The organism is Acidovorax sp. LjRoot74, from assembly GCF_964254355.1.
Classification (GTDB): domain Bacteria; phylum Pseudomonadota; class Gammaproteobacteria; order Burkholderiales; family Burkholderiaceae_C; genus Acidovorax.
In genome coordinates this window covers 913,848-935,094 of record NZ_CAXUTI020000001.1, presented here as the reverse complement: position 1 = coordinate 935,094, position 21,247 = coordinate 913,848, and the positions used below count along the sequence as shown (strand labels likewise).

The window sequence follows — 21,247 nt, the reverse complement described above, 5'->3', positions numbered from 1 at the left end:
CAGGTGGTAGCCTTGAAAGCTCCGCCTGCCCCAGAATCAAACAGCGCCACTGGCATGCTCACGAAACGAAAGCTAATACCCTTCATCCTGAGCATTCCTTTGATCGGGGCGGTCGCCTTCTTCGGGCCATTGAGTCCTGAAGGTTGGAAGTCTGCGTGTGGATGCATGCCTGCAGACTGGGAGTTCGTGCGCATCCTGTCGATTGAAGCGGAAGGGTCATCTTTCCCGGCTTCTGTGGACCTCGACAAGCTGGACGCAGAAAGAGTTGCCTCTGGCTTCAGGCGCAAGATTCCCGTTGGCTCCAGCATGCGAGAAATCAAGGAAACCAGCAGATTCATGGAATCTACCTGCGAAGAGGTGAATGCCCGCCTCTATCGCTGCGACTACTGGCTTCAATTCAAACGCACCTCAGCACGAGGTTACTCAGTGTCGTTTCACCTCTCCGAGCGCCAGCAGCTAGTGTCGGTAGAAGCCAAGTCAACAACGAGAGAGAAAAAACAGGCGTTGTGATTCGCGCGGGAGGCTCAGTCGGTTCCAGCGGTCTTTCTATCGCGCCCCTCAACCAGCTCGATGGGCAACCCATCCGGATCGGCAAAAAACGTGAACAGCGCGCCCGTGAACGGGTCCACCCGCACCGGCTCCACAGCCACGCCGTGCGCCACCAGGGCGGCCACGCCGGCCTCCATGTCGGCCACGCGCAGGGCCAGGTGGCGCAGGCCGCAGGCCTCGGGGTAAGACGGGCGTGCGGGCGGGTGGGGGAAAGAAAACAGCTCCACCTGTGTGCCGTCAGGCAGCTGCAGGTCCAGCTTGTGCGACTGCCGCTCGGCGCGGTAGTGCTCGTGCACCACCTGCAGGCCCAGCACCTCGGTGTAGAAGCGGCGCGAGCGGGCGTAGTCGCTGGCAATGATGGCCACGTGGTGCACGCCGCTGGGCCGCAGCGCGGGCAGCGGCGCAGTGGCCGGGGTGCTGCCGCTCACGCGCCGGAGCCCGCAATGTCCAGCGCGCGCGAGGCGCCGTGCAGCGCGGGCGTGGCGCCGGGGTCGATCACCCAGCAGGGAATGGTCGCCAGGTAAGACTGGAAGCGCCCCTTGGATTCAAACCGCGCGCGGAACGGCGACTGGTCGAACCAGGTGCCCAGGCGCGGCACCATGCCACCGCCGATGAAGACACCACCGCGCGCGCCCAGCGTGAGCGCGAGGTTGCCCGCCACGCTGCCCAGAAAGCCGCAGAACAGCTCCAGCGCCTCCAGCGCCAGCGGGTCGTTGGCCTGCAATGCCAGCTCGGTCACCTGCGCGGCCGAGCTGACTTCCTTGCCGCCGCGCTGGGCCAGCCGGCGCAGCGCGTGGTACAGATCCACCAGCCCGGCGCCACACACAGCGCGTTCGGCCGACACATGGCCGTAGCGCTCTTGCAGGATGGCCAGCACATCGAATTCACGCTGGGTCTGCGCGGCCAGCGTGACGTGGCCGCCCTCGCCCGACAGCGGCACGCCCAGGCTGGAGCCGGGCGGAAACACCAGGCCCGACACGCCCAGGCCCGTGCCTGGGCCCAGCAGCGCAATCGCGGCGCCTGGCACGGCCGCACCGCCGCCCACGGGGCGCAGTTGGTCGGGCGTGAGCAGGGGCAGCGCCAGTGCAAGCGCGGTGAAGTCGTTGATGACCACCAGCCGCTCAAAACCAAACGCCTCGCGCACGGCGCGCTGCGAAAAGCTCCAGCTGTGGTTGGTCATGCGGATCGCGTCGCCCGTGACCGGGTTGGCAATGCCAAAAGCAGCCTCGCGCGGGGTGGGCACGCCCACCTCTTGCAGGTAGGCGGCCAGTGCTGCGTCCACCGTGGGGAACTGCGCACAGGGCAAGACCCGCGTGTCGTTGAGCGGGCCCGTGGGCGATGCCTGCCAGGCCAGGCGGATGTTGGTGCCGCCAATGTCGGCAAGAAGGCGCTGCGGGTGCATAGATCGACGAAAAGAATCCCAAAGGGTCCGAAGAAGGGCCGGGCAGGCAGCATGCGCCACCCGCCCGGCAGCGGGAGAGCCAGCGACTGCGGCCCTCATATGCTACATAATTTATAGCTTAAAAGGCATACCAGTCGCGCGCAGAAGCCTGTTTTTACTTCAAATCTTTGCCGCGACAAAGACCAAAGTCGGGTGGCGGCGCCAGCGCCGCAGGATCACACCTTTTCTCTCAGGCCACCAGCCGCTCTTCCGACTTCACATCGAACCAGTGAGCATGCGCGGGCGCCAGCGCCAGGCCCACATGCTCGCCGGGCTGCACGCGGGTCTGGGCGTCGGTGCGCAGCGTGACGCTGCCCGCAGCGGTGTCCACCATCACATAGGTGTCCGGGCCCGTGGGCTCAACCACGCTGACCCGACCGCGCCAGGGGGCGGTCTCCTGCATCACCAGGTGCTCGGGTCGCACGCCCAGCAGCACCTCGTTGGCGCTGGAGGGTGGCGGCGCCAGGTTCAACGCCGCGCCCTGGATACCAAACTGCCCCCCGGTGACCGCGCCGCGCAGCAGGTTCATAGTGGGCGAGCCGATGAAGGTGGCCACGTAGGTGTTGGCCGGGCGGTTGTAGATCTCGTCGGGCGTGCCCAGCTGCTGCACCACCCCGCCCTTCATCACCGCGATGCGCGAGCCCAGCGTCATGGCCTCGACCTGGTCGTGCGTGACGTACACGCTGGTGATGCCGCTGGCCTGGTGCAGGCGCTTGATCTCGGCGCGCATTTCCACGCGCAGCTTGGCATCGAGGTTGGACAGCGGCTCATCGAACAGGAACAGCTGCGGCTGGCGCGCCAATGCCCGGCCCATGGCCACGCGCTGGCGCTGGCCGCCCGACAACTGGCTGGGGCGGCGGTCCAGCAGGTGGCTGATCTGCAGCATGGCTGCGACTTCGTCGATGCGCTTTTGGCGCTCGGCCTTGGGCATCTTGCGCATCTCCAGCGCAAAGCCGATGTTGTCGGCCACGCTCAACGTGGGATACAGCGCATAGCTCTGGAACACCATGGCGATATCGCGGTCGCGCGGGGGCATACCCACCACGTTCTTGCCGCCGATGCGGATCTCGCCCTCGGTAGGCTCGTCCAGCCCCGCAATGATGTTGAGCAGCGTGGACTTGCCGCAGCCCGAGGGGCCTACCAGGATCAGGAACTCGCCCGGTGCCACGTGGATGTCCACCTTGCGCAGCACCTCCACGCTTTTGTCGCCTTTGCCAAAGCGCTTGTTGATGCCTGCAATGTCGAGTGATGACGCCATGATTTCTAACCTTTAACCCTTGACCGCGCCCGCCGTGAGGCCGCGCACAAAAAACTTGCCTGCGAGAACATAGATCACCATGGTCGGCAGGCCCGCGATGATGGCGGCCGCCATGTCCACGTTGTAGGCCTTCACGCTGGAGCTGGTGTTGGCCAGGTTGTTCAGCCCCACCGTCACCGGCTTCGAATCCGTGCCCGAGAACACCACGCCGAACAGGAAGTCGTTCCAGATGTTGGTGAACTGCCAGATCAGCGTAACCATGACGATGGGTGTGGACAGCGGCAGCACGATGCGCCAGAAAATCTGCCAGAAGCTCGCGCCATCCATGCGCGCCGCGTTCACCAGCTCCTTGGGGATGGCCGCGTAGTAGTTGCGGAAGAACAGCGTGGTGCCCGCCAGCCCCGCCAGGCAGTGCACCAGCACCAGGCCCGTGATCGAGCTCGACAGGCCGAGCCAGCCCAGCACCTGGCTCATGGGCAGCAGCACCACCTGGAAAGGCATGAACACGCCGAACAGCAGCAGGCCAAACAGAACATCGCTACCGCGAAACTTCCACAGGCTGAGCACATAGCCGTTGACGGCGCCCCACACGGTGGAGATCAGCACCGCAGGCACGGCCATGAACACGGAGTTCATGAAGAACGGGCGCAGACCATTGCAGTCCACGCCCGTGCAAGCGCTGGACCAGGCCGTGCCCCAGGCCGACCAGTTCAGCGAACCCGGCAGCGCCAGCAGCGAGGTGCTGCGGATCTCTTCAGCGTCCTTGAACGACGTGACGAGCATCGCGTACAGCGGCAGCAGGAAGAAGGCGGTGGCCAGGGCCAGCACCACGTAGACCAGCAGGCGGCCCACGGAAGGGAACAAAGAAGGCTTAGCGGTCATGGGGCTTGGTCCGCAGTTCGCTGTAAAGGTAAGGAATCACCAGGGCGGCCACGGTGGCCAGCATCATGGTGGCGCTGGCCGCGCCCAGGCCAATCTGGCCGCGCGAGAACGACATGGTGTACATGAAGGTGGCGGGCACATCGGTGGCAAAACCGGGGCCACCCGCCGTGAGCGCCATCACCAGGTCAAAGCTCTTGATCGCCAGGTGCGACAGCACCATGAGCGTGGAGAAGAACACGGGCCGCAATGCGGGCAGCACGATGCGCCAGTAGATGCGCGGCAGCGAGGCGCCATCGACCTGCGCAGCCTTGATGATGCTATCGTCGATGCCGCGCAGGCCCGCCAGGAACAGCGCCATGGCAAACCCGGCGCTTTGCCAGATGCCAGCGATGACCACGCAGTAGATGGCCATCTCGGTGTCCACCAGCCAGCCGAATTCGAAATTGGGAAAGCCCCAGTCGCGCACCATTTTTTCGAGACCCAGGCCGGGGTTGAGCAGCCACTTCCAGGCCGTGCCCGTGACCACAAACGACAGGGCCATGGGGTAGAGGTAGATGGTGCGCAATGCACCTTCGGCGCGGATCTTCTGGTCCAGCAGCACGGCCAGCACCACGCCGATGGCGAGCGACCCGCCCACGTAGCCCACGCCGAAGATGCCCAGGTTCTTGAGGGCGACCCACCAGCGGTCCATCTCCCACAGGCGCTCGTACTGCGCCAGGCCCGCCCATTCATAGTTGGGCAGCATGCGCGAGACGGTGAGGCTGAGCACGCCGTTCCACACCATCAGGCCGTAAATGAAGGCGAAGCCCAGCACAAAGGCAGGCGCTACCACCAGCTTGGGCAGCCATGTTTCAAACGTGTTTTTGCTCATGGCTGCGGTATGTGTTTGTCATCGTCCTGCAGGGAAAAAAAGCGGGGGACACGCAGGAGTGCCCCCCAAAACTGAACAAAGTCACCTCGGAATAACTCGCTAACTCACGATCTCCTCAACGGATCACCACCACACCTCGTACTGCACGCCCACCAGCGTGCGTGAGGTCTTGCCATTGGCACCAAAGCTGCCCGCGTTGGCTGCGGCGGCGGCCTGGTTCCAGTTGGCCTTGGTCACATACAGGCGCAGCTCGGGGCGCGACCAGAAGTCTTCCGACAGGGCCAGGGCACCCGCCAGCGTGGCCTTGGACAGGCGCTGGTCCGGGCCGCTGCCCTTGCGGGTGGTGGTGGACAGTTCCACCAGGCCCTTGAAGTTCTTGGTGAACGCGTACGAGCCCCGGCCACCCAGCGAGAAGTCCTTGGTCTCCACACCGGTCAGGTCGGCCTTGTTGGTCTGGTAGCCGATGAGGGCCTGGCCGCCAAACGGACCGCTTTGCCAGTTGATCGAGTCGGCAATGCGCGTGGAGCGCCGGCCGGCCCGCGTGCCGTCGATGGCTTCGAACTCGCCGTCGATGCGGGCGTGGCCGCGCGAGGTCTGCAGGTAGAAGGTGTTGCTGATGCTGGGCAGCAGGAATTCCTTTTGCGTGTGCATGAAGGAGATACCCGAGCCCGAACCGCCGTTGACCTGGCCCTTGCCGCCCACGGCCGTGAGCAACACCCGCAGCTTGCCGCCGGGGTTGGTGTTGATTTCGGACAGGTCGGCGTTGAGGCGGTGCGCCTTCACGTTGTTGGGCAGGCCGCCGTCGAACTTGTCGCCGGTGAACACGCCCACGCCCAGCTTCATGCCACCCACGGGCACGTCGGTCACACCGGCACCGATGTTGTCGCCGTAGTTCAGCAGGAAGTAATCAACGATGTGCACGTCCTGGATGCGCAGGCGGCGCTGGCCGGCCCAGAACTTGGCTTCGGGAGCGAACGAGAAGCCGCTCATTTCCACAAATGCCTGCTCGGTGCTGATGTCGCCGCTGCCCCACTTGGCGGGCATGTAGTTCACCTTCCACTTCACGCCACCGGCTTCAAAGGTGCGCGCAAAGTTGACTTCGATACCGTTGTCGCCTTCGTTGCCCAGGCGGTACTTCTGCAGCTCGCCACCGAGCGCCAGGTTGCCCTTGACGCCGTCCGAGTGATTGAACACCGGGCCACCGCGTGAGTAGCCGTTGAACTCAAAGCCTGCTACGTCCATAGCAAAGGCGCCATTCGCGCATGCGGCGGCCAAAGCCACCGCCGTGAGGCGGTTTCTTGTCTTCATGATGGGATCCCTCTGGGGTTGGTTTTAGTGCGTGTGTGCGCGTGTATCTGGCACGGCTTACTTGGTCTTCGCGGCGGCCGCGATCTTCTTCATGGCATCGGCGACGCTGACCTTGTCGTCGTTCCAGAACTGGCTGACCACGTCCTTGATGGCGCCTTCGGTGGCCGGGGCAATCGCCATGCCGTGGGCCGCGCTGGGCACCAGGCCGCCGCTCTTGGCGGTGTCCACAAAGTCCTTGGCCGAGGCCTTGGCGCAGTCGTCGAACTTGTCCATGGGCTGGCCCGCACGCACGGGGATGGAGCCCTTGTTCAGGTTGAACACTTCCTGGAAGGCCGGGCTCATGATGGAGCTGGCCAGGTCGCTCTGGGCCTTCTGCGCGGCAGCGTCCTTGAGCTTGAACAGGATGAACGAATCGACGTTGAAGGTGAACGCGTTGGCCGAGCCCGGCGCAGCAGCGCACAGGAAGTCCTTGCCCGGTGCCTTGCCTGCGGCCAGGAACTCGCCCTTGGCCCAGTCACCCATCAGCTGGAAGCCCGCCTTGCCCTGGATGAGCATGGCCGTGGCCAGGTTCCAGTCGCGGCCGGGTGCGCCGGGGTCGGTGTAGCCCTTGATGCGGCGGAAGGTCTCCAGCGACTTCTTCATGGTGTCGCTGGTGAGTGCGGTGTTGTCGAGCTTGACCAGGGCGTCCTGGTAGAACTTGGCGCCGCCCACACCCAGCACCACGGATTCAAACGTGGTGAAGTCCTGCCAGTTCTGGCCGCCGTGGGCCACAGGCACCAGGCCCGCGGCCTTGAGCTTGTCGGCGGCGGCAAAAAACTCGTCCCAGGTCTTGGGCATGGCGGCCACACCGGCCTTCTTCAGGGCTTCGGAGCTGCCCCACATCCAGTTCACGCGGTGCACGTTGACCGGGGCGGCCACGTAGGCGCCCTTGTACTTCATCACGTCGGCGACGACCTTGGGCAGCAGCTCGTCCCACTTCTCGGCCTTGGCCAGGGTGTCCATGTTGGCCAGCACGCCTTCGGCAGCCCATTCCTGGATGGCCGGGCCCTTGGTCTGCGCGGCCGAGGGCGGGTTGCCCGAGATCACACGGCTTTTCAGCACCGTCATGGCACTGTCGCCACCGCCGCCCGCCACGGCAAAGTCGCGCCAGGTGTGGCCCTTGCCCTGCATGATCTTCTTGAGTTCGGCCACCGACTTGGCCTCGCCGCCCGATGTCCAGTAGTGCAGGACTTCGACCTCCCCCGCGCTGGCCGACATCGCTGCCGCCAGGCCCACCGCCACTGCGGCGATTTTTGTCATCTTCCACATACCCGTGTCTCCTCGATGTTTGAATCCGTTTGGTGCGCCGGAATCCGGTGCTGTTCAGCGCAGTCGGTACTTTAATTACAATAATTAATTTAATTCTCAGGGCTTTCCCTGAGAGTCGCGGAAGGCCCACAACAGGCCCGCCACGGGGCGCTTTGATATGCTCAATCCATGGCCACGCTACTCATTGTCGAAGACGACGCCCTCCTGCTCGACGCACTTACCGGCCAACTCAAGCAACTCGATTACAGCGTCTGCACCGCCAGCAGCGTGCCACAGGCCATGGCGCTTTTGCAGATGCAGGCCGTGGACGGAATCATCCTGGACCTGGGCCTGCCGGGCGCCGATGGCACCGAGCTGCTGACCTGGGCCCGCGCCCACATTGCGGGCCTGCCTGTGCTGATCCTCACCGCCCGCGACGGCGTGGAAGACCGCGTGCAGGGCCTCAACGCCGGGGCCGACGACTACCTCACCAAACCCTTCAACATGCAGGAGCTGCAGGCCCGCCTGCAGGCCATGCTGCGCCGTGCACGCCAGCCCGCATTTACCCAGGCCAGCAGCACCCAGGGCCCGCAGCTCACCACCCTGGGCCCGCTGGTGCTGGACCACGCGGGCCAGGCCGCCGCGCTGAACGGCGACCCGCTGGACCTGACCCAGCGCGAGTGGGAACTGCTGGCGCTGCTGGCCCACCGCGCAGGCGAGGTGGTCACGCGCGACGACGTGCTGGCCGCCTGGCGCGCCAGCCCCACCGACCCCGGCCAGGCCGCAGCCCCCTTGGCCTCGAACGCGCTGGAGGTGTATGTGCACCGCCTGCGCAAGAAGCTGGACGCCTCGCCCCTGAACATCCGCAATATCCGGGGGCTGGGGTACATGCTAAATAGACCATGAAGCCCCCCCTGAGATGCTTCGCATCTTCCCCCCTTGGGGGGGACGCCGCCAGCGCACACAAGCGCAGCGCCGTATCTGCGGCTTGGCGGCCCTTGCGCGGCGGCACTGGCCTCGGTCGCGCCAGTTGCAAGCCGCGCGCCGCTTAATTTTTACGGTCATTCATGCGCCACGTTCCTGGGGTTTCTCTTCAACGCAAGCTGCTGCTGTGGCTGCTGCTGCCGCAGCTGGTGCTGTGGCTGTCGGGCGGGTTTCTGGCGTGGCGCATTGCGCTGCAGAACGGCGAGAAGGGCATTGACCAGACGCTGACCCAGTCGGTGCGGGCGCTGGCGCGGCAGATCAAGCCGATTGGCGATGGGTTGCTGGTGGATTTTCCGAAGGCCGCGCAGGACATCCTGGAGCAGGACCCGGCCGACCGCATCACCTACATGGTGTCGTCCCCGCCCGGCCGTTTTTTGCTGGGCAACGCGCAGCTGCCGCCACCACCGCCCGTGGAGGTGCGTGTGGGCGACCCCTACCTGTACCACGCGCGCGTGGACGACCGCGCCGTGCGCGTGGCGCTGCTGGATGTGGACTACGGCACGCCCCAGACGCGCCAGACTCTGCGCGTGCAGGTGGCCCAGAGCCTTACGGTGCGCGAGCGCATCGCGCAGGAGCTGCTGGAGCAGATGGTGTTCCCCATGGGGCTGATGGGCCTGGCGCTCAGCGCCGTGGTGTATGCGGGCGTGCTGCGCGGCCTGCAGCCATTGAAGCGGCTGGAGGCCCAGATCGAGCGCGCTGGCGCACTGCCCAAGGCGGGCTCCGCCCCCCTGCCCCCCATCGAGCTGACTGAGGCCCCGCAGGAGGTGCACTCGCTGGCCAGCACCATCAACCGCTTGCTGGAGACCGTGGCGCGCGGTCAGCAGAAGGAAAAGCGTTTTCTCAACGATGCTGCACACCAGCTGCGCACACCACTGGCTGGCTTGATCGGCCAGACCGAGCTGGCCCTGCACGAAAGCCACGAGCCCGCCGTGCAGGAGCGGCTGCAAAAAGTGCTCTCGGCTGCCCAGCGCAGCGCCCACCTGGTGCACCAGCTGCTGCAGCTTGCGCGCTCCGAATCGAACGTGGAGATGCAGCCCACCGACCTCGCCGCCCTGGCCCGCGAGGTGGCCCGCGAATGGGCGGCCCGTGCCCTGGCCCAGGGCATGGACCTGGGCTACGAGGGCGACGACAGCCTGCCCGTACAGGGCCATCCGCTGCTGCTGCGCGAGGCGCTCAACAACCTCATCGACAACGCCCTGCACTACGCAGGCCCCGGCGCCACCGTGACGGTGCGCGTGCGCCGCGAGGAGCGCGGCCACTGGGCCCAGCTGGTGGTGGAAGACGACGGGCCGGGCGTACCCGCCGAACATCTGGGCGACCTGTTCGCTCGCTTCTGGCGCGGGTCGGACAAGGCGGGCGGATGTGGGCTGGGCTTGTCGATCGTGGAGGAGATTGCACTGCGGCATGGGGGCCGGACGGTGGCCGAGGGAGTGGTGCCGAAGGGGTTGCGGGTGGGGATGCGGGTGCCTGCGGGGTGATTTTTAAGCCCCTTTTCGGGCTTCTCCGCGCATTGGCTATGCCCTTATAGCTCTTTTTTTGATAGCAAAATGCAACAAGGAGCTGAACTTTCGCAGCCTGGGCGCACGCCCAAGCGCCAAAAAACCCAGCCCACCGGGACATCAAAACGACAGAGCCACAAAAACAAAAAACGGCTGGCGCTCCCCCAACAAGCACCAGCCGCCCAACAAAACCAGAAACAGACTCAAGCAGCCAGGATCAACTTCTCCAGCTTCACCGCATCCACGGCAAACGCACGGATGCCCTCGGCCAGCTTCTCGGTGGCCATCGCGTCTTCGTTCAGCGCGTAACGGAAACCCGCCTCGTCGTAGTTCACGGCGGGCAAGTCCATGGTCTTGGCGGCGTCGGCGTTCAGCGCCCGCTGCAATGGCGCATCGCTCGCAGCCAGTTGCGCCAGCAGTTCGGGAGCGATCGTCAGCAGGTCGCACCCGGCCAGGGCCGTGATCTGCCCCACATTGCGGAAGCTCGCGCCCATCACCTCGGTGGCGATGCCAAAGCGCTTGTAGTGGTTGTAGATCTGCGTGACCGACTGCACGCCGGGGTCGTTGGCGCCAGCGCGCGCGGCCTCGTCCCAGCTCGCACCCGCCTGCTTCTTGTACCAGTCGTAGATGCGGCCCACAAAGGGCGAGATCAGCTGCACCTTGGCATCGCCGCAGGCCACGGCCTGGGCAAACGAGAACAACAGCGTGAGGTTGGTGTGGATGCCCTTGCGCTCCAGCTGCTCTGCGGCCTTGATGCCCTCCCAGGTGGCAGCGATCTTGATGAGCACGCGGTCGATGTGGATGCCTTCGGCCTGGTACAGCTCGATGATGCGCTCGGCGCGCGTGACGGTGGCGCTGGTGTCAAAGCTCAGGCGGACGTCCACTTCGGTAGACACGCGCCCTGGAATGGTGGCGAGGATTTCGCGGCCAAAACGCACCAGCAGGCGGTCGATGATCTCGTCCATGGGGCGGCCCCGAAACTGGGCCACGGTGTCCTGCAGCAGCGGTGCGTACTCGGGCTTTTGCACAGCCTTGAGGATCAGCGACGGATTGGTGGTGGCATCCTGGGGCTGGAACTGCGCCAGTTGCTTGAAGTCGCCAGTGTCGGCAACCACGGTGGTGAACTGTTTGAGGGCGTCGAGTTGGTTGGTCATGGCGCCATTATTCCGCATCACGCTCGCGGCCTTCGGTACTACCAACCACCGATACGCCGTGCACACCCAGGCCAAGCAGCACCTCGTCGCCCACGGCCAGCACATCGTCCAGATCGGACGACACCACAAAGATGGAGCCCAGCGAGGTGTCGAACGTGTACTCGTACACCGCGCCCAGGTAGGCCGACTTGGCCAGCCGCGCGGGCAGCAGTCCGTCGCCCTGCCGGGTGATGCGCCAGGCCTCCGGCCGCACCGCCACCTTCACCGGGCCGCTCTGCACCGCCATGCGAGGGCGCAGCACCAACGGGCCCAGCGCCACCGTGCCGTCGGGGCCCGCCACAGCCGGGAACAGCATGGCCTCGCCCATGAAGCCTGCGACAAATTCGCTGTGTGGGGTTTCGTACAGCGCGCGGGGCGAGCCCTTCTGCGCAATCAGGCCCTGGTTCATCACGATGATCTGGTCGCTCACGGCCATGGCCTCGGCCTGGTCGTGCGTCACATAGGCCACCGTGAGCGACAGGCGCTGCTGCAGCGCGCGAATCTCCTCGCGCATCTCGCGGCGCAGGCGGGCGTCGAGGTTGGACAAGGGCTCGTCGAACAGCAGCACCTCGGGCTCCAGCACCAGCGCGCGGGCCAGGGCCACACGCTGCTGCTGCCCCCCCGAGAGTTCGCTGGGCAAGCGGTCGTCATAGCCCACCAGGCCCACGCCGCGCAACGCCTCCACGGCCTTGGCGCGCGCCTGCTCCTTGGGCTGGCCCGACATGCGCAGGCCGTACATCACGTTCTCTACCACGTTCATGTGTGGGAACAGCGCGTAGCTCTGGAACATCATGCTCACGTTGCGCTGCGCGGGGCCGAGCGTGGTCACGTCCTTGCCGCCGATGAAAATTTCGCCCGAGGTGGGCGACTCCAGCCCCGCGATCATGCGCAAGGTGGTGGTCTTGCCGCAGCCCGAGGGGCCGAGGATGGTGGTGAGCGTGCCGCGCGGCACCTCGAAGCTGATGCCTTTGACGGCCAGGGCTGCGCTGCTGTCGCTTCCGTAGCGTTTGGTGATGTTGCGGAACACGATGCCCGCGTCGTTGTGGTTCATGGCGTTTCTTCTTTTTCTGCAAGGGTGTTCAGTGCGCGACGGGGGCGGCCCCACGGCGGCCCAGCTTGCGGTCGCCGACAAGCAGCTGGATCAGGCCGATGGAGGCCGACATGAGAATGATGAGCACCGTGCAGTACGCCAGCGCCACGCCATAGTCGCCATTGCCCACGCGGCCAATGATGTAGGTGGTGGCCAGCTCGTTCTCGGCCGTGACCAGGAAGATCACCGCACTCACGGTGGTGATGGCGCGCACAAAGCTGTAGACCAGTGCCGCCACCAGCGCAGGCTTGAGCAGTGGCAGCACCACGTGGCGCAGCGTCTGCACACTGCCTGCGCGCAGCATGACGGACGCTTCGTCGAGCGAGCGGTCCAGCTGCTTGAACGCCGCCGTGCCCGCGCGCACGCCCACGGGCAAATTGCGGAACATGAAGCACAACACGATGATGAGAGCCGTGCCTGTCAGCTCGAACGGCGGCACGTTGAAGGCCAGGATGTAGCTCACGCCCAGCACCGTGCCGGGGATGGCAAAGGCCAGCAACGCCGCAAACTCGAACGCGCCCTGCCCCCGGAACTCGGTGCGTGCCAGCAGCCACGCAATGCCAATGCCCAGCGTGGCCGTGAGTGGCGCCGAAATGGCGGCGAGCTTGAGCGTGGTGAAGAACGAGTTCCACGCCGTGCCTGCCCACACCACACCAAACTCACCCCACTCCACGCTGAACGCGGTGCGGAAATGCGCCAGGGTGATGGTGTAGTCACGCCCCCAGGTCTGCACAAAGCCACCGGCCAGTGCGAACAGGTACACGATGAGCGTGAAGGCCATCCAAGGCAGCGCAATCGAATGCACCACGCGGCGCACGCCGGTGGGCAGCGGCATGGCAATGCCCGCATCGCCCTTGCCCGACACGGTGGTGAAGTTCTGCCTGCCCAGCAGCCCACGCTGGATAGCAAACACCGTGAGCGCAAAGAACGTGAGGATCCAGGCCAGCGACGCGGCACGGCCCTGGTCGTACTGCGCGCCCACGATGGCGAAGAAGATTTCGGTGGACAGCACCGAGAACTGCCCGCCCACCACGATGGGGTTGCCGAAGTCGGCCATGCTCTCAATGAAGCCCACCAGGAACGCATTGGCCAGGCCGGGCTTGAGCAGTGGCAAGGTCACGGTCATGAAGGTGCGGTGCGGGCTGGCGCGCAGGGTTTGTGCAGCCTCTTCCAGGCTGGGGGCCACGCCCTGCACTACACCGCGCATGATCATGAAGGCAATCGGCGTGAAGGCAAAGGTCTGCGCCACCCACACGCCAAACCAGCCGTAGAACCAGCGGCTGGGCGTGATGCCGAACGCGTATTCGAGAAACTGGTTGAACACCCCCGCCCGGCCAAACAGCAGGATAAGCCCCAGGCCCACCACAAACGGCGGCGTGATGATGGGCAACAGCGCCACGATGTTCAGCGGCCGCGCATAGCGGCGCGAGGCGCGCTCGGCCATCAGCGCCATGAAGGTGCCCAGGAGCGTGGTGCTGGTGGCGGTCATGAGACCGAGGAACAGCGTGTTCCAGGCCACACCGCAGCGCTGCCCACCACTGAGGCATGCCAGGCCAAAGTTGCGCTCGTGCGCAATGCGCTCCCACACCACGGCCAGTGAGAACGGCCCGTCTTCCAGAAAAAACGCAGCCGACAGCGCCTTGAGCACCGGAAACACGATGAACAGCGCCAGCAGGCTGCCGCAGCCCAGCACGGCCGCTGCCACGAACAAATCGCCCTTGAAGAAGCCGCGCCGCGCAATGCCGAACGACATCAACACCAGCAGCGCCGACAGCACCACGAAGCCGCCCCAGCCCATGCCCGGCTGGCGCGCGCCCAACTCGCCCAGGCTGGCGTTCATCCATTCAAACGCCCAGCCGCGCGCACCAATCGCAAAGCCGCTGAGCAGCAGGGCCACCAGCCCCAGCGCACCACCGGCGATCAGCGCGGCGCCTTGCCGGCGCCCTGCTGGCAGGGCCGCGCCTGCGCCCGCCACGGCCAGGCCCAGCAGGCCCAGCCACAGCCAGGGCCGCCCATGCTGGGCGGCCTGCAGCAGGCCATTGGCCGCCTGTGCATCGCCCCACACCTGCCCCATGGCCAGCAGGCCGTTGGCGTCCTGCTGCGCATACCAGGGCAGCAGCAGGTAACCCAACACACCCATCACTACCCAGGCCCACAGGGGCCGGTTCGGTGTAGATACCATCATCGGATCCGTTGTTCATGATGCGCCGCACGATCCAAGTCGTGTGAAACCGGCGTGGCCAAGGCCAGTGCACCCGTGGAACTGGCTGTGCCAGGCCACCGGGGGCGTCCCCCTCCCGCAGGAGAGGGGGAAGCGGCGCAGCCGCTCAGGGGGTGCAGCACTTCAGCGCGCCGCGTTCTGGACTTCTTTTTCCCAACGCGCAATCAGGCGGCGGCGCTCGGCGCTGGCGCCGTACTTGGCGTAGTCGTAGTTGATGAGCTTGATCTTGGCGGGATCGGTCATGCGCGGGTCCTTGGGCACCTGCGTGTTGCTGGGCAGCTGGAACTGCTTGGCCGCCAGGCCAAACTGCTGGCCGCCGGGCGTGAGCGCCCATTCATAGAACTTCTTGGCGACCTCGGTGTTGGGGCCGTTCTTGACAATGCTCATGGAGCCCACCTCGGCCCCAGTGCCTTCGGACGGCGTGACCGAGCCCACAGGGAAGCCGTTGACCGCCTCGGTGGTCACGTCGTGCACAAAGCTTACCGAGATGGTTGTCTCACCGCGCGCCGCGGCCTTGACGGGTGCGGTGCCCGAGCGGGTGTAGGTGCTGACGTTGGGGTGCAGCGCCTTGAGGTATTCGAACGCCTTTTCCTCGCCCATGATCTGCACCAGCGTGGCGATCATGGTGTATGCCGTGCCGCTCGATGCGGGGTTGGCCATCTGCACTTCGCCCTTGAATTCAGGCTTGAGCAGGTCGGCCCACGACTGCGGGGCTTTCAGCTTGCGCTTGGCCAGCAGCTCCGTGTTGTAGCCGAAGCCCAGCGGGCCCAGGTACACGCCCACGGTGCGGTACTTGGAATCGACCGCCTGCTTCTGCGCCCAGGGGTGCAGCTGCGCGAGCTGGGGCGATTTGTATTCGAGCGTCAGGCCCTGCTCGGCCGCCTGCAGGTGCGGGTCGCCGGTGCCGCCGAACCAGATGTCGGTCTTGGGGTTGGCCTTCTCGGCGTTGAGCTGGGCCAGCGCCTCGCCCGATCCCTTGGCGGTCATGTTGACCTTGGTACCGGTGGTCTTGGCATACACGGTGGACATCAGGTTGCACCACTCGGCCTGCACGGAACAGATGATGTTGACTTGGCCTTGGGCGTGGGCGCCGGTGGCCAGCAGGGCCAGGGCGGCAGCGGCAAAGGTGTGGAGCATGGGCTTGCGCATCGGGGGTGTCCGTTCCATTCAAATATGACAACAAAGTTTCAGTTCATCCTAGGGCCATGCCACGCCCCCGGCCACCGGGATAACACGCAGGGGGCGCACACAGTGCGCGAGGGCCTTATGCGAACACTGAATGAAAACGCCGAGCGAAGCCGCCCTCGTGGTAACTCATGATCCACTTTTCGTGAAACGCAGTTACCATTTCTTTCTCTGTTGCCGCCCCCTCCCAGGAAACCCGCTCCCATGCTCGACCGCATCACCGCCTCGCTCTCGTCCCTGGCCCCTGCCGAACAACGTGTGGCCAAGCTGGTGCTTGCCGACCCGCGCAGCTTTGCCCGCCTGCCGGTGCGCGAACTGGCCGAGCGTGCCCATGTGAGCAAACCCACCGTGGTGCGCTTTTGCCGCAGCATGGGGTATGACGGCTTGGCCGATTTCAAGCTCAAGCTCGCGGGCAGCGTGAGCGAGGGGGTGCCCTTCATCCACCGCAGCGTGGACGTGGACGACAAGACGGGCGATGTGCTGGTAAAGGTGGTGGACAACGCTGTGGCCGCCTTCCTGCAGTACCGCAACGCCGCCAGCACCGTGGCGCTGGAGCGCGCGGCCGAGGCCATTGCCGCCACCTGGCAAACCGGCAAGCGCATCGAGTTCTACGGCGTAGGCAACTCCGGCATCGTGGCGCAGGACGCGCAGCACAAATTCTTCCGCCTGGGTGTCACATCCATCGCCACCAGCGACGGCCACATGCAGGTGATGAGCGCCACCTTGCTGGGCCCGGGCGACTGCGCGGTGATCATCTCCAACTCGGGCCGCACGCGCGATTTGATGGACGCCGCCGACATTGCGCGCAAGAACGGCGCCACCACCATCGCCATCACCGCCAGCGGCTCGCCCCTGGCCAGCACCTGCCAGATCCACCTGGCGGCAGACCACCCCGAGGGCTACGACCGCTACAGCCCCATGGTGTCGCGGCTCATGCACCTGCTCATCATCGACGTGCTGGCTACCTGCGTGGCGCTGCGCATCGGGGGGTCGCTGCAGCCCATCCTGCAGCAGATGAAGGAGAACCTGCGGGCCAAGCGGTATGCCTGACGGCGGGTTCGGGACGCGCCGGGGGCGCGCGGCACAAACACTACAAAAAGCATAGCTGCCGGCGCTTATCCATCAGGCGCAGGCAGCCATTTTTGCTTCAGAAAACTGGCAGCACTCAGTTCGCAAAGTTCCTGGTGCTGTACAGCTCCACCGGCAGGCGCTGGAGCACCGGCAGCCCGGTGGCCGTGTCCTTGGCCTGTTTGTCGATGTAGCTGAAGAACACGTCGGCATCCAGCACACCAATGTCCAGGCGGCGTGCGGCGGGCACGGCGGCCAGGGTCTTGTAGCCGTCACCGCCAGTGGCGTTGAAGCTCAGCACAAACAGCTTGTAGGTCTTGGCGGGGTCCAGCGCGCCCCAGGCGCCGGTGGCCGGATTGCGCACCTCGATGTTGGCCACGCGGCTGCCGAAGACGGCCTTGGGGTTCACGTCGTAGCGCAGGCCGCCGGTGTACGGGTACGGGCCGGTGGAGCCACCCGTGCCGTACACGGCTTCCAGGCCGTCTTCGAGCATGCCCTTGACCTCCTGGCCCGTGATGTCGAGGCGGAACAGCATGTTGCCAAACGGCAGCACCTGGATCACCTGCGCAGCCGTCACCGTGCCCTGCAGCGGAATGCGCACGCCACCGCCGCTTTGCAGCGTGATGTCGGCACCACCGTATTTCTGGTTGGCCACGTCCAGGTAGGCCTGGGCCACCAGCTGCTGGATGTCGCCACCGCGCAGGCTCACGCTGCCCTCGGCATTGCAGGCTGCGCTGGAGCGGCTGTAGTCCACCGACCCCACACCTCCCGGCACGCGGCGCGAGCACAGCTCCTGCGGCACCACGGCGACCTGCGTCTTGTTGAACACGGCCACGCGGTCCTTGAACGGCTGCAGGGCGGTGGTCGCCGGGGCAGACGGGGCGGTGATGCGCAGCACGCCAGTGGCGGTTGCGCTGGCCTTGATCGCCGCCTTTTCCGCGTCGGTAGCGGCCTTGCCGCCGAGGGTGAAGCTGTCGCCCATCAGCACATGGGGCGTGCCCGCGCACTGCGTGACCTCGCCCTGCGCGTTGAAGCTGACCTTGAGTTCGCCCACCACCTGCGCGTACTCCCAGGCCTGCACCACACACACGGGCTTGCCGTCCTTGTCGGTGACGCGGGTGGGGTAGGCCCCGGCGGGCGAGCCCACGCCACTGGTGGTCAGGGTGTTTGGGCCCAGCAGGGTGTGCGAGTCGCCGCCCACCACAACATCCACCCCCGACAGGCGCGCGGCCACCTGCTTGTCGTAGTCGTAGCCAATGTGGCTGAGCAGAATGATCTTGTTAACGTTCTTGGCACGCAGCGCGTCGATCTCGCGCTGGGCGGCAGCGGTCTCGTCCTGGAAGGTGGTGTCCGCGTCGGGGCTGGACGATGCCTTGGTCTTCTGCGCAATGGTCAGGCCCACGATGCCGATCTTTTGCCCGTCACGCTCGACCACGGTGGACGGGCTGACGTAACCCGGCGCGCGCGTGGCATTCAAGGCAGAGCCTGCGCCAAACTGCACATTGGCGCTGAGCACGGGGGTCTTGCACGCGCCTTTGCGCAGCAGGTCCAGAAATGCCTTGAGGCCCGAATCGCCCTTGTCGAACTCGTGGTTGCCCAGGGTGAAAGCGTCGAAGCACACGGTGTTCATCAGCGCGGCGTCGGCCTCGCCATCGGCCCCGGCGCGGTTGAAGTACAGCGTGCCGGTGAGGGCATCGCCCGCATGCAGCTTGAGCACATGGGGGGACTGGGCGGCCAGTTCGTTGATGGCCGCCGTGACACGCGGGAAGCCACCGGCATCCACCACCACATCCACGGCCGCCGCGCCGCCCGCCGAGAGCTTGAGCATCTTGGACCGGGACTCCAGCGTGGAGTGGTGGTCGTTGATGTGCAGGATGGTCAGCTCCAGCGGCTTGGCCTGATCGCCGCCGTCGGAGCCGCCACAAGCGGCCAGCGCACTGGCGGCCGCCAGCGACAGCATGCCCACGCGCACGCGGCGCACCTGCTTTTGAATTGCCCACAAACCCATCGTCATGTTCCAGCCCCTGTGTTGAGAGCGGCTAACAAACTCAGCAAAGCGGTTCTGGTCAGGCGCCACGTCGCTGGCAGTACGAGCAGTACGACAAGACGCGGCAACGACGCCAGAAGAGTTTTGTTAGCCGCTGTTAGAGCCTGCATGGTGGGCAGGCCGCGTGACAGGGGCGTGAAACCGCACCAGGCTTCGCCCAAGGCAAAAACGCCACAGGCCCCCGAAGGAGCCTGTGGCGTTGTCTGGCGTGGAGCCCACCGCGCAGGATGGGCGGGACAGGTCAATTCTTTAAAGGAAAAAGGCCTTCACCGCGCGTCCATCATGCGCTGATAGCTATACATTCAATAGCAAGTTATCAAATACGGCCCTCTTCCACCGCGTGGCACGCGATGCGGATGCCGCCAATGCTCAGCAGCTTGGGGCGCTCGGTGCGGCAGCGGTCGTTCACATGGGGGCAGCGCGGGTTGAAGGCGCAGCCGGGCGGCGGGTTCAGCGGGTTGGGCACCTCGCCCTGCACGGGGGTGCGCGCCTTGCCGGTGTCGTGCATCTTGGGGATGGCATCGAGCAGCATGCGGGTGTAGGGGTGGCGCGGGCTGTTGAACAGCTGGTGCTTGTCGGCCAGTTCGACCAGGCGGCCCAGGTACATCACGCCCACCTGGTCGCTCACGTGGCGCACCACGGCCAGGTTGTGGCTGATGAACAGGTAGGTGAGCTGCCGCTCGCGCTGCAGGTCCTTCATGATGTTGAGCACCTGGGCCTGCACCGACACGTCGAGAGCCGAGGTGGGCTCGTCGCACACCAGGAACTCTGGCTCGGTGGCCAGGGCGCGTGCGATGGAGATGCGCTGGCGCTGGCCGCCGGAGAACTGGTGCGGGTACTTCACCATGTCGAGCGGTGACAGGCCCACGGACTTGAGCAGCTCGCCCACACGGGCCTTGAGTTCGGCCTTGTCGGTGATGAGGCCATGCTCGCGCAGCGGCTCGCCGATGATGTCTTCGACCAACCAGCGCGGGTTCAAACTCGCGTACGGGTCCTGGAAGATCATCTGGATGCGGCGGCGCATGGCCTGCGCGTCCTTGCCCTTGAAGGCGGCGTGGGCGTCCTGGTTGTCGAACGTGAGGCCGCCGCGTGTGGGTTCGTACAGGCCCACCAGCAGGCGCGCCACGGTGCTCTTGCCACAGCCGGATTCGCCCACCAGGGCCAGGGTCTTGCCTTTTTCAATCTCGAAGCTCACGCCGTCTACCGCATGCAGCAGGGTGCGCGGCTTGCGCTCGAGCACGCGGTTGAGCCAAGGGGCGGAGACGTCGAAGGTCTTGGCCAGGTCGTGGGCCTGGACCAGGGCCTTGCTCTTCACGGCGGCGGGGGCCGCCGTAGAGGTGGTGGCTGCGGCGCTCATGCGGTCACCCCGGCTTTCGTGGCGGTGTGGGCGGTCGTGGACGCACCGGCGTGCAGCCAGCAAGCGGCACGGGTGGAGCCTGCAGACATCAGTTCAGGGCGTTCGGTCATGCAACGGTCAATGGTGTTGGGGCAGCGGGGGTTGTAGGCGCAGCCCTTGGGGATGGCGTTCAGGCGGGGCATGGCACCGTCGATCTGGTTCAAGCGTTCGCGGTCCTGCTCCATGTCAGGGATGGAGGCCATGAGGCCGCTGGTGTAGGGGTGCGAGGGCTTGTTGATCACATCGTGCACCGGGCCGATTTCGGCCACGCGCCCGGCGTAGAGCACGGCCACGCGGTCGCAGGTCTCGGCGATCACGCCCATGTCGTGGGTGATCAGCATCACGGCCGCGCCGCGCGATTTGCAGATGTTTTTCAGCAGCGTGATGATCTGCGCCTGGATCGACACATCGAGCGCCGTGGTGGGCTCGTCGGCCACGATGAGCTTGGGCTCGGCGGCCAGGGCCAGGGCGATCACCACGCGCTGGCGCATGCCGCCGGAGAACTGGTGCGGGTAGTGGTCAATGCGCTCTTCGGCGGCCGGAATGCCGGTGTCCTTGAGCAGCTGGATGGCGCGCTGGCGGGCTTCTGCCGCATTCACAGGCAGGTGGGCCAGGATGGTCTCGGTGAGCTGGCGGCCCACGGTGTACAGCGGGTTCAGCGAGGTCAGCGGATCCTGGAAGATCGCACCGATGCGGCGGCCACGGATGTGGCGCATTTCCTCGTTGCCGAGGTTGTCGATGCGCTGGCCTTCCAGCAGGATCTGGCCCGAGGCCACGCGGCCTGGTGGCTCCAGCAGGCCGATGATGGCCGCGCCGGTGAGGGATTTTCCAGCGCCGGACTCTCCCACCACGCCCAGGATCTCACCGGGTGCGATGGAAAAGGAAATGTCGTCCAGGGCGCGCAGGGTACCGCGGCGGCCAGGGAATTCGACAACGAGGTTTTTGACTTCGAGAAGGCTCATGGGAAT

At 65.8% G+C, this 21,247-nt stretch carries 18 protein-coding genes; 4 read left to right on the top strand and 14 right to left on the bottom strand.

Features of this window, described 5'->3' with window-relative positions; all coding sequences use genetic code 11:
- The first annotated feature begins 54 nt into the window (after positions 1-54).
- On the top strand, positions 55-510 hold the full coding sequence (locus ACSQ3O_RS04335) for a hypothetical protein (RefSeq protein ID WP_436137979.1): 456 nt from the start codon (positions 55-57) through the stop codon (positions 508-510).
- A gap of 14 nt (positions 511-524) precedes the next feature.
- On the opposite strand, the gene gloA2 is transcribed toward ACSQ3O_RS04335, so the two are convergent.
- The 7 genes from gloA2 to ACSQ3O_RS04300 all read right to left on the bottom strand — a co-directional run bounded on the left by gloA2 (position 525) and on the right by ACSQ3O_RS04300 (position 7,617).
- Positions 525-977 (bottom strand): SMU1112c/YaeR family gloxylase I-like metalloprotein, encoded by a 453-nt coding sequence (gene gloA2 / locus ACSQ3O_RS04330; protein WP_436137978.1) that lies wholly within the window; start codon positions 975-977, stop codon positions 525-527.
- The gene (gene glk, locus ACSQ3O_RS04325) at positions 974-1,951 is read right to left on the bottom strand and encodes a glucokinase (RefSeq protein WP_436137977.1); all 978 of its coding nucleotides are present in this window, start codon (positions 1,949-1,951) and stop codon (positions 974-976) included. Before glk ends, gloA2 begins: the two co-directional genes overlap by 4 nt.
- A 229-nt stretch (positions 1,952-2,180) precedes the next feature.
- On the bottom strand, positions 2,181-3,248 hold the full coding sequence (locus ACSQ3O_RS04320; protein WP_298458578.1) for an ABC transporter ATP-binding protein: 1,068 nt from the start codon (positions 3,246-3,248) through the stop codon (positions 2,181-2,183).
- A 12-nt stretch (positions 3,249-3,260) separates the two neighbouring features.
- Entirely contained in the window at positions 3,261-4,130 is an 870-nt protein-coding gene (locus tag ACSQ3O_RS04315) for a carbohydrate ABC transporter permease (protein WP_436137976.1), read from the bottom strand.
- Positions 4,120-5,001, bottom strand: a complete 882-nt coding sequence (locus tag ACSQ3O_RS04310; RefSeq protein WP_137746897.1) for a carbohydrate ABC transporter permease — start codon at positions 4,999-5,001, stop codon at positions 4,120-4,122. Before ACSQ3O_RS04310 ends, ACSQ3O_RS04315 begins: the two co-directional genes overlap by 11 nt.
- Positions 5,002-5,124: 123 nt before the next feature.
- A complete protein-coding gene (locus ACSQ3O_RS04305; RefSeq protein WP_436141072.1) occupies positions 5,125-6,243 on the bottom strand; it encodes a carbohydrate porin in 1,119 nt (372 codons plus the stop codon).
- Between the two features lie 123 nt (positions 6,244-6,366).
- A complete protein-coding gene (locus ACSQ3O_RS04300; RefSeq protein WP_137746898.1) occupies positions 6,367-7,617 on the bottom strand; it encodes an ABC transporter substrate-binding protein in 1,251 nt (416 codons plus the stop codon).
- Between the two features lie 168 nt (positions 7,618-7,785).
- Here ACSQ3O_RS04300 and ACSQ3O_RS04295 point away from each other — a divergent pair, with 168 nt between their 5' ends.
- A complete protein-coding gene (locus ACSQ3O_RS04295; RefSeq protein ID WP_436137975.1) occupies positions 7,786-8,502 on the top strand; it encodes a response regulator transcription factor in 717 nt (238 codons plus the stop codon).
- Between the two features lie 161 nt (positions 8,503-8,663).
- Entirely contained in the window at positions 8,664-10,058 is a 1,395-nt protein-coding gene (locus ACSQ3O_RS04290; protein ID WP_436137974.1) for a sensor histidine kinase, read from the top strand.
- Between the two features lie 224 nt (positions 10,059-10,282).
- Here ACSQ3O_RS04290 and tal read toward each other — a convergent pair whose 3' ends face one another.
- The 4 genes from tal to ACSQ3O_RS04270 form a co-directional block, all read right to left on the bottom strand.
- Entirely contained in the window at positions 10,283-11,233 is a 951-nt protein-coding gene (gene tal, locus ACSQ3O_RS04285) for a transaldolase (protein ID WP_436137973.1), read from the bottom strand.
- 7 nt (positions 11,234-11,240) lie between these two features.
- Positions 11,241-12,323, bottom strand: coding sequence for an ABC transporter ATP-binding protein (locus ACSQ3O_RS04280; RefSeq protein WP_137746902.1), 1,083 nt, complete (start codon positions 12,321-12,323; stop codon positions 11,241-11,243).
- 28 nt (positions 12,324-12,351) lie between these two features.
- Entirely contained in the window at positions 12,352-14,544 is a 2,193-nt protein-coding gene (locus tag ACSQ3O_RS04275) for an ABC transporter permease (RefSeq protein ID WP_436137972.1), read from the bottom strand.
- 162 nt (positions 14,545-14,706) lie between these two features.
- Complete coding sequence (locus ACSQ3O_RS04270) at positions 14,707-15,732, bottom strand: ABC transporter substrate-binding protein (RefSeq protein ID WP_436137971.1); 1,026 nt, start codon at positions 15,730-15,732, stop codon at positions 14,707-14,709.
- Positions 15,733-15,972: 240 nt separating this feature from the next.
- Between ACSQ3O_RS04270 and ACSQ3O_RS04265 the strand changes: the two genes are divergently transcribed.
- Positions 15,973-16,818 carry a MurR/RpiR family transcriptional regulator gene (locus tag ACSQ3O_RS04265; RefSeq protein ID WP_063460113.1) on the top strand — a complete coding sequence of 282 codons (846 nt, stop codon included), beginning with the start codon at positions 15,973-15,975 and terminating at the stop codon, positions 16,816-16,818.
- Between the two features lie 115 nt (positions 16,819-16,933).
- Here the strand turns inward: ACSQ3O_RS04265 and ACSQ3O_RS04260 are convergent, their stop codons facing one another.
- The 3 genes from ACSQ3O_RS04260 to ACSQ3O_RS04250 form a co-directional block, all read right to left on the bottom strand.
- Positions 16,934-18,796: a bifunctional metallophosphatase/5'-nucleotidase gene (locus ACSQ3O_RS04260; protein WP_436141071.1), complete on the bottom strand. Its 1,863-nt coding sequence runs from the start codon at positions 18,794-18,796 to the stop codon at positions 16,934-16,936.
- A gap of 403 nt (positions 18,797-19,199) precedes the next feature.
- On the bottom strand, positions 19,200-20,240 hold the full coding sequence (locus tag ACSQ3O_RS04255; RefSeq protein WP_137746905.1) for an ABC transporter ATP-binding protein: 1,041 nt from the start codon (positions 20,238-20,240) through the stop codon (positions 19,200-19,202).
- Complete coding sequence (locus ACSQ3O_RS04250) at positions 20,237-21,241, bottom strand: ABC transporter ATP-binding protein (RefSeq protein ID WP_436137970.1); 1,005 nt, start codon at positions 21,239-21,241, stop codon at positions 20,237-20,239. The genes ACSQ3O_RS04255 and ACSQ3O_RS04250 overlap by 4 nt, the downstream gene beginning before the upstream one ends.
- Positions 21,242-21,247 lie beyond the last annotated feature (6 nt).

Excerpts from the sequence above, each read along its gene's own strand:
- ACSQ3O_RS04315 (WP_436137976.1), bottom strand. The coding sequence starts at position 4,130 with ATGACCGCTAAGCCTTCTTTGTTCCCTTCCGTGGGCCGCCTGCTGGTC.
- ACSQ3O_RS04265 (WP_063460113.1), top strand. The coding sequence starts at position 15,973 with ATGCTCGACCGCATCACCGCCTCGCTCTCGTCCCTGGCCCCTGCCGAA.
- ACSQ3O_RS04250 (WP_436137970.1), bottom strand. The coding sequence starts at position 21,241 with ATGAGCCTTCTCGAAGTCAAAAACCTCGTTGTCGAATTCCCTGGCCGC.
- ACSQ3O_RS04275 (WP_436137972.1), bottom strand. The coding sequence starts at position 14,544 with ATGGTATCTACACCGAACCGGCCCCTGTGGGCCTGGGTAGTGATGGGT.
- ACSQ3O_RS04310 (WP_137746897.1), bottom strand. The coding sequence starts at position 5,001 with ATGAGCAAAAACACGTTTGAAACATGGCTGCCCAAGCTGGTGGTAGCG.
- ACSQ3O_RS04295 (WP_436137975.1), top strand. The coding sequence starts at position 7,786 with ATGGCCACGCTACTCATTGTCGAAGACGACGCCCTCCTGCTCGACGCA.
- ACSQ3O_RS04305 (WP_436141072.1), bottom strand. The coding sequence starts at position 6,243 with ATGGACGTAGCAGGCTTTGAGTTCAACGGCTACTCACGCGGTGGCCCG.
- ACSQ3O_RS04260 (WP_436141071.1), bottom strand. The coding sequence starts at position 18,796 with ATGCTGTCGCTGGCGGCCGCCAGTGCGCTGGCCGCTTGTGGCGGCTCC.
- ACSQ3O_RS04255 (WP_137746905.1), bottom strand. The coding sequence starts at position 20,240 with ATGAGCGCCGCAGCCACCACCTCTACGGCGGCCCCCGCCGCCGTGAAG.
- ACSQ3O_RS04335 (WP_436137979.1), top strand. The coding sequence starts at position 55 with ATGCTCACGAAACGAAAGCTAATACCCTTCATCCTGAGCATTCCTTTG.
- tal (WP_436137973.1), bottom strand. The coding sequence starts at position 11,233 with ATGACCAACCAACTCGACGCCCTCAAACAGTTCACCACCGTGGTTGCC.
- ACSQ3O_RS04280 (WP_137746902.1), bottom strand. The coding sequence starts at position 12,323 with ATGAACCACAACGACGCGGGCATCGTGTTCCGCAACATCACCAAACGC.
- ACSQ3O_RS04270 (WP_436137971.1), bottom strand. The coding sequence starts at position 15,732 with ATGCGCAAGCCCATGCTCCACACCTTTGCCGCTGCCGCCCTGGCCCTG.
- glk (WP_436137977.1), bottom strand. The coding sequence starts at position 1,951 with ATGCACCCGCAGCGCCTTCTTGCCGACATTGGCGGCACCAACATCCGC.
- ACSQ3O_RS04290 (WP_436137974.1), top strand. The coding sequence starts at position 8,664 with ATGCGCCACGTTCCTGGGGTTTCTCTTCAACGCAAGCTGCTGCTGTGG.
- ACSQ3O_RS04320 (WP_298458578.1), bottom strand. The coding sequence starts at position 3,248 with ATGGCGTCATCACTCGACATTGCAGGCATCAACAAGCGCTTTGGCAAA.
- ACSQ3O_RS04300 (WP_137746898.1), bottom strand. The coding sequence starts at position 7,617 with ATGTGGAAGATGACAAAAATCGCCGCAGTGGCGGTGGGCCTGGCGGCA.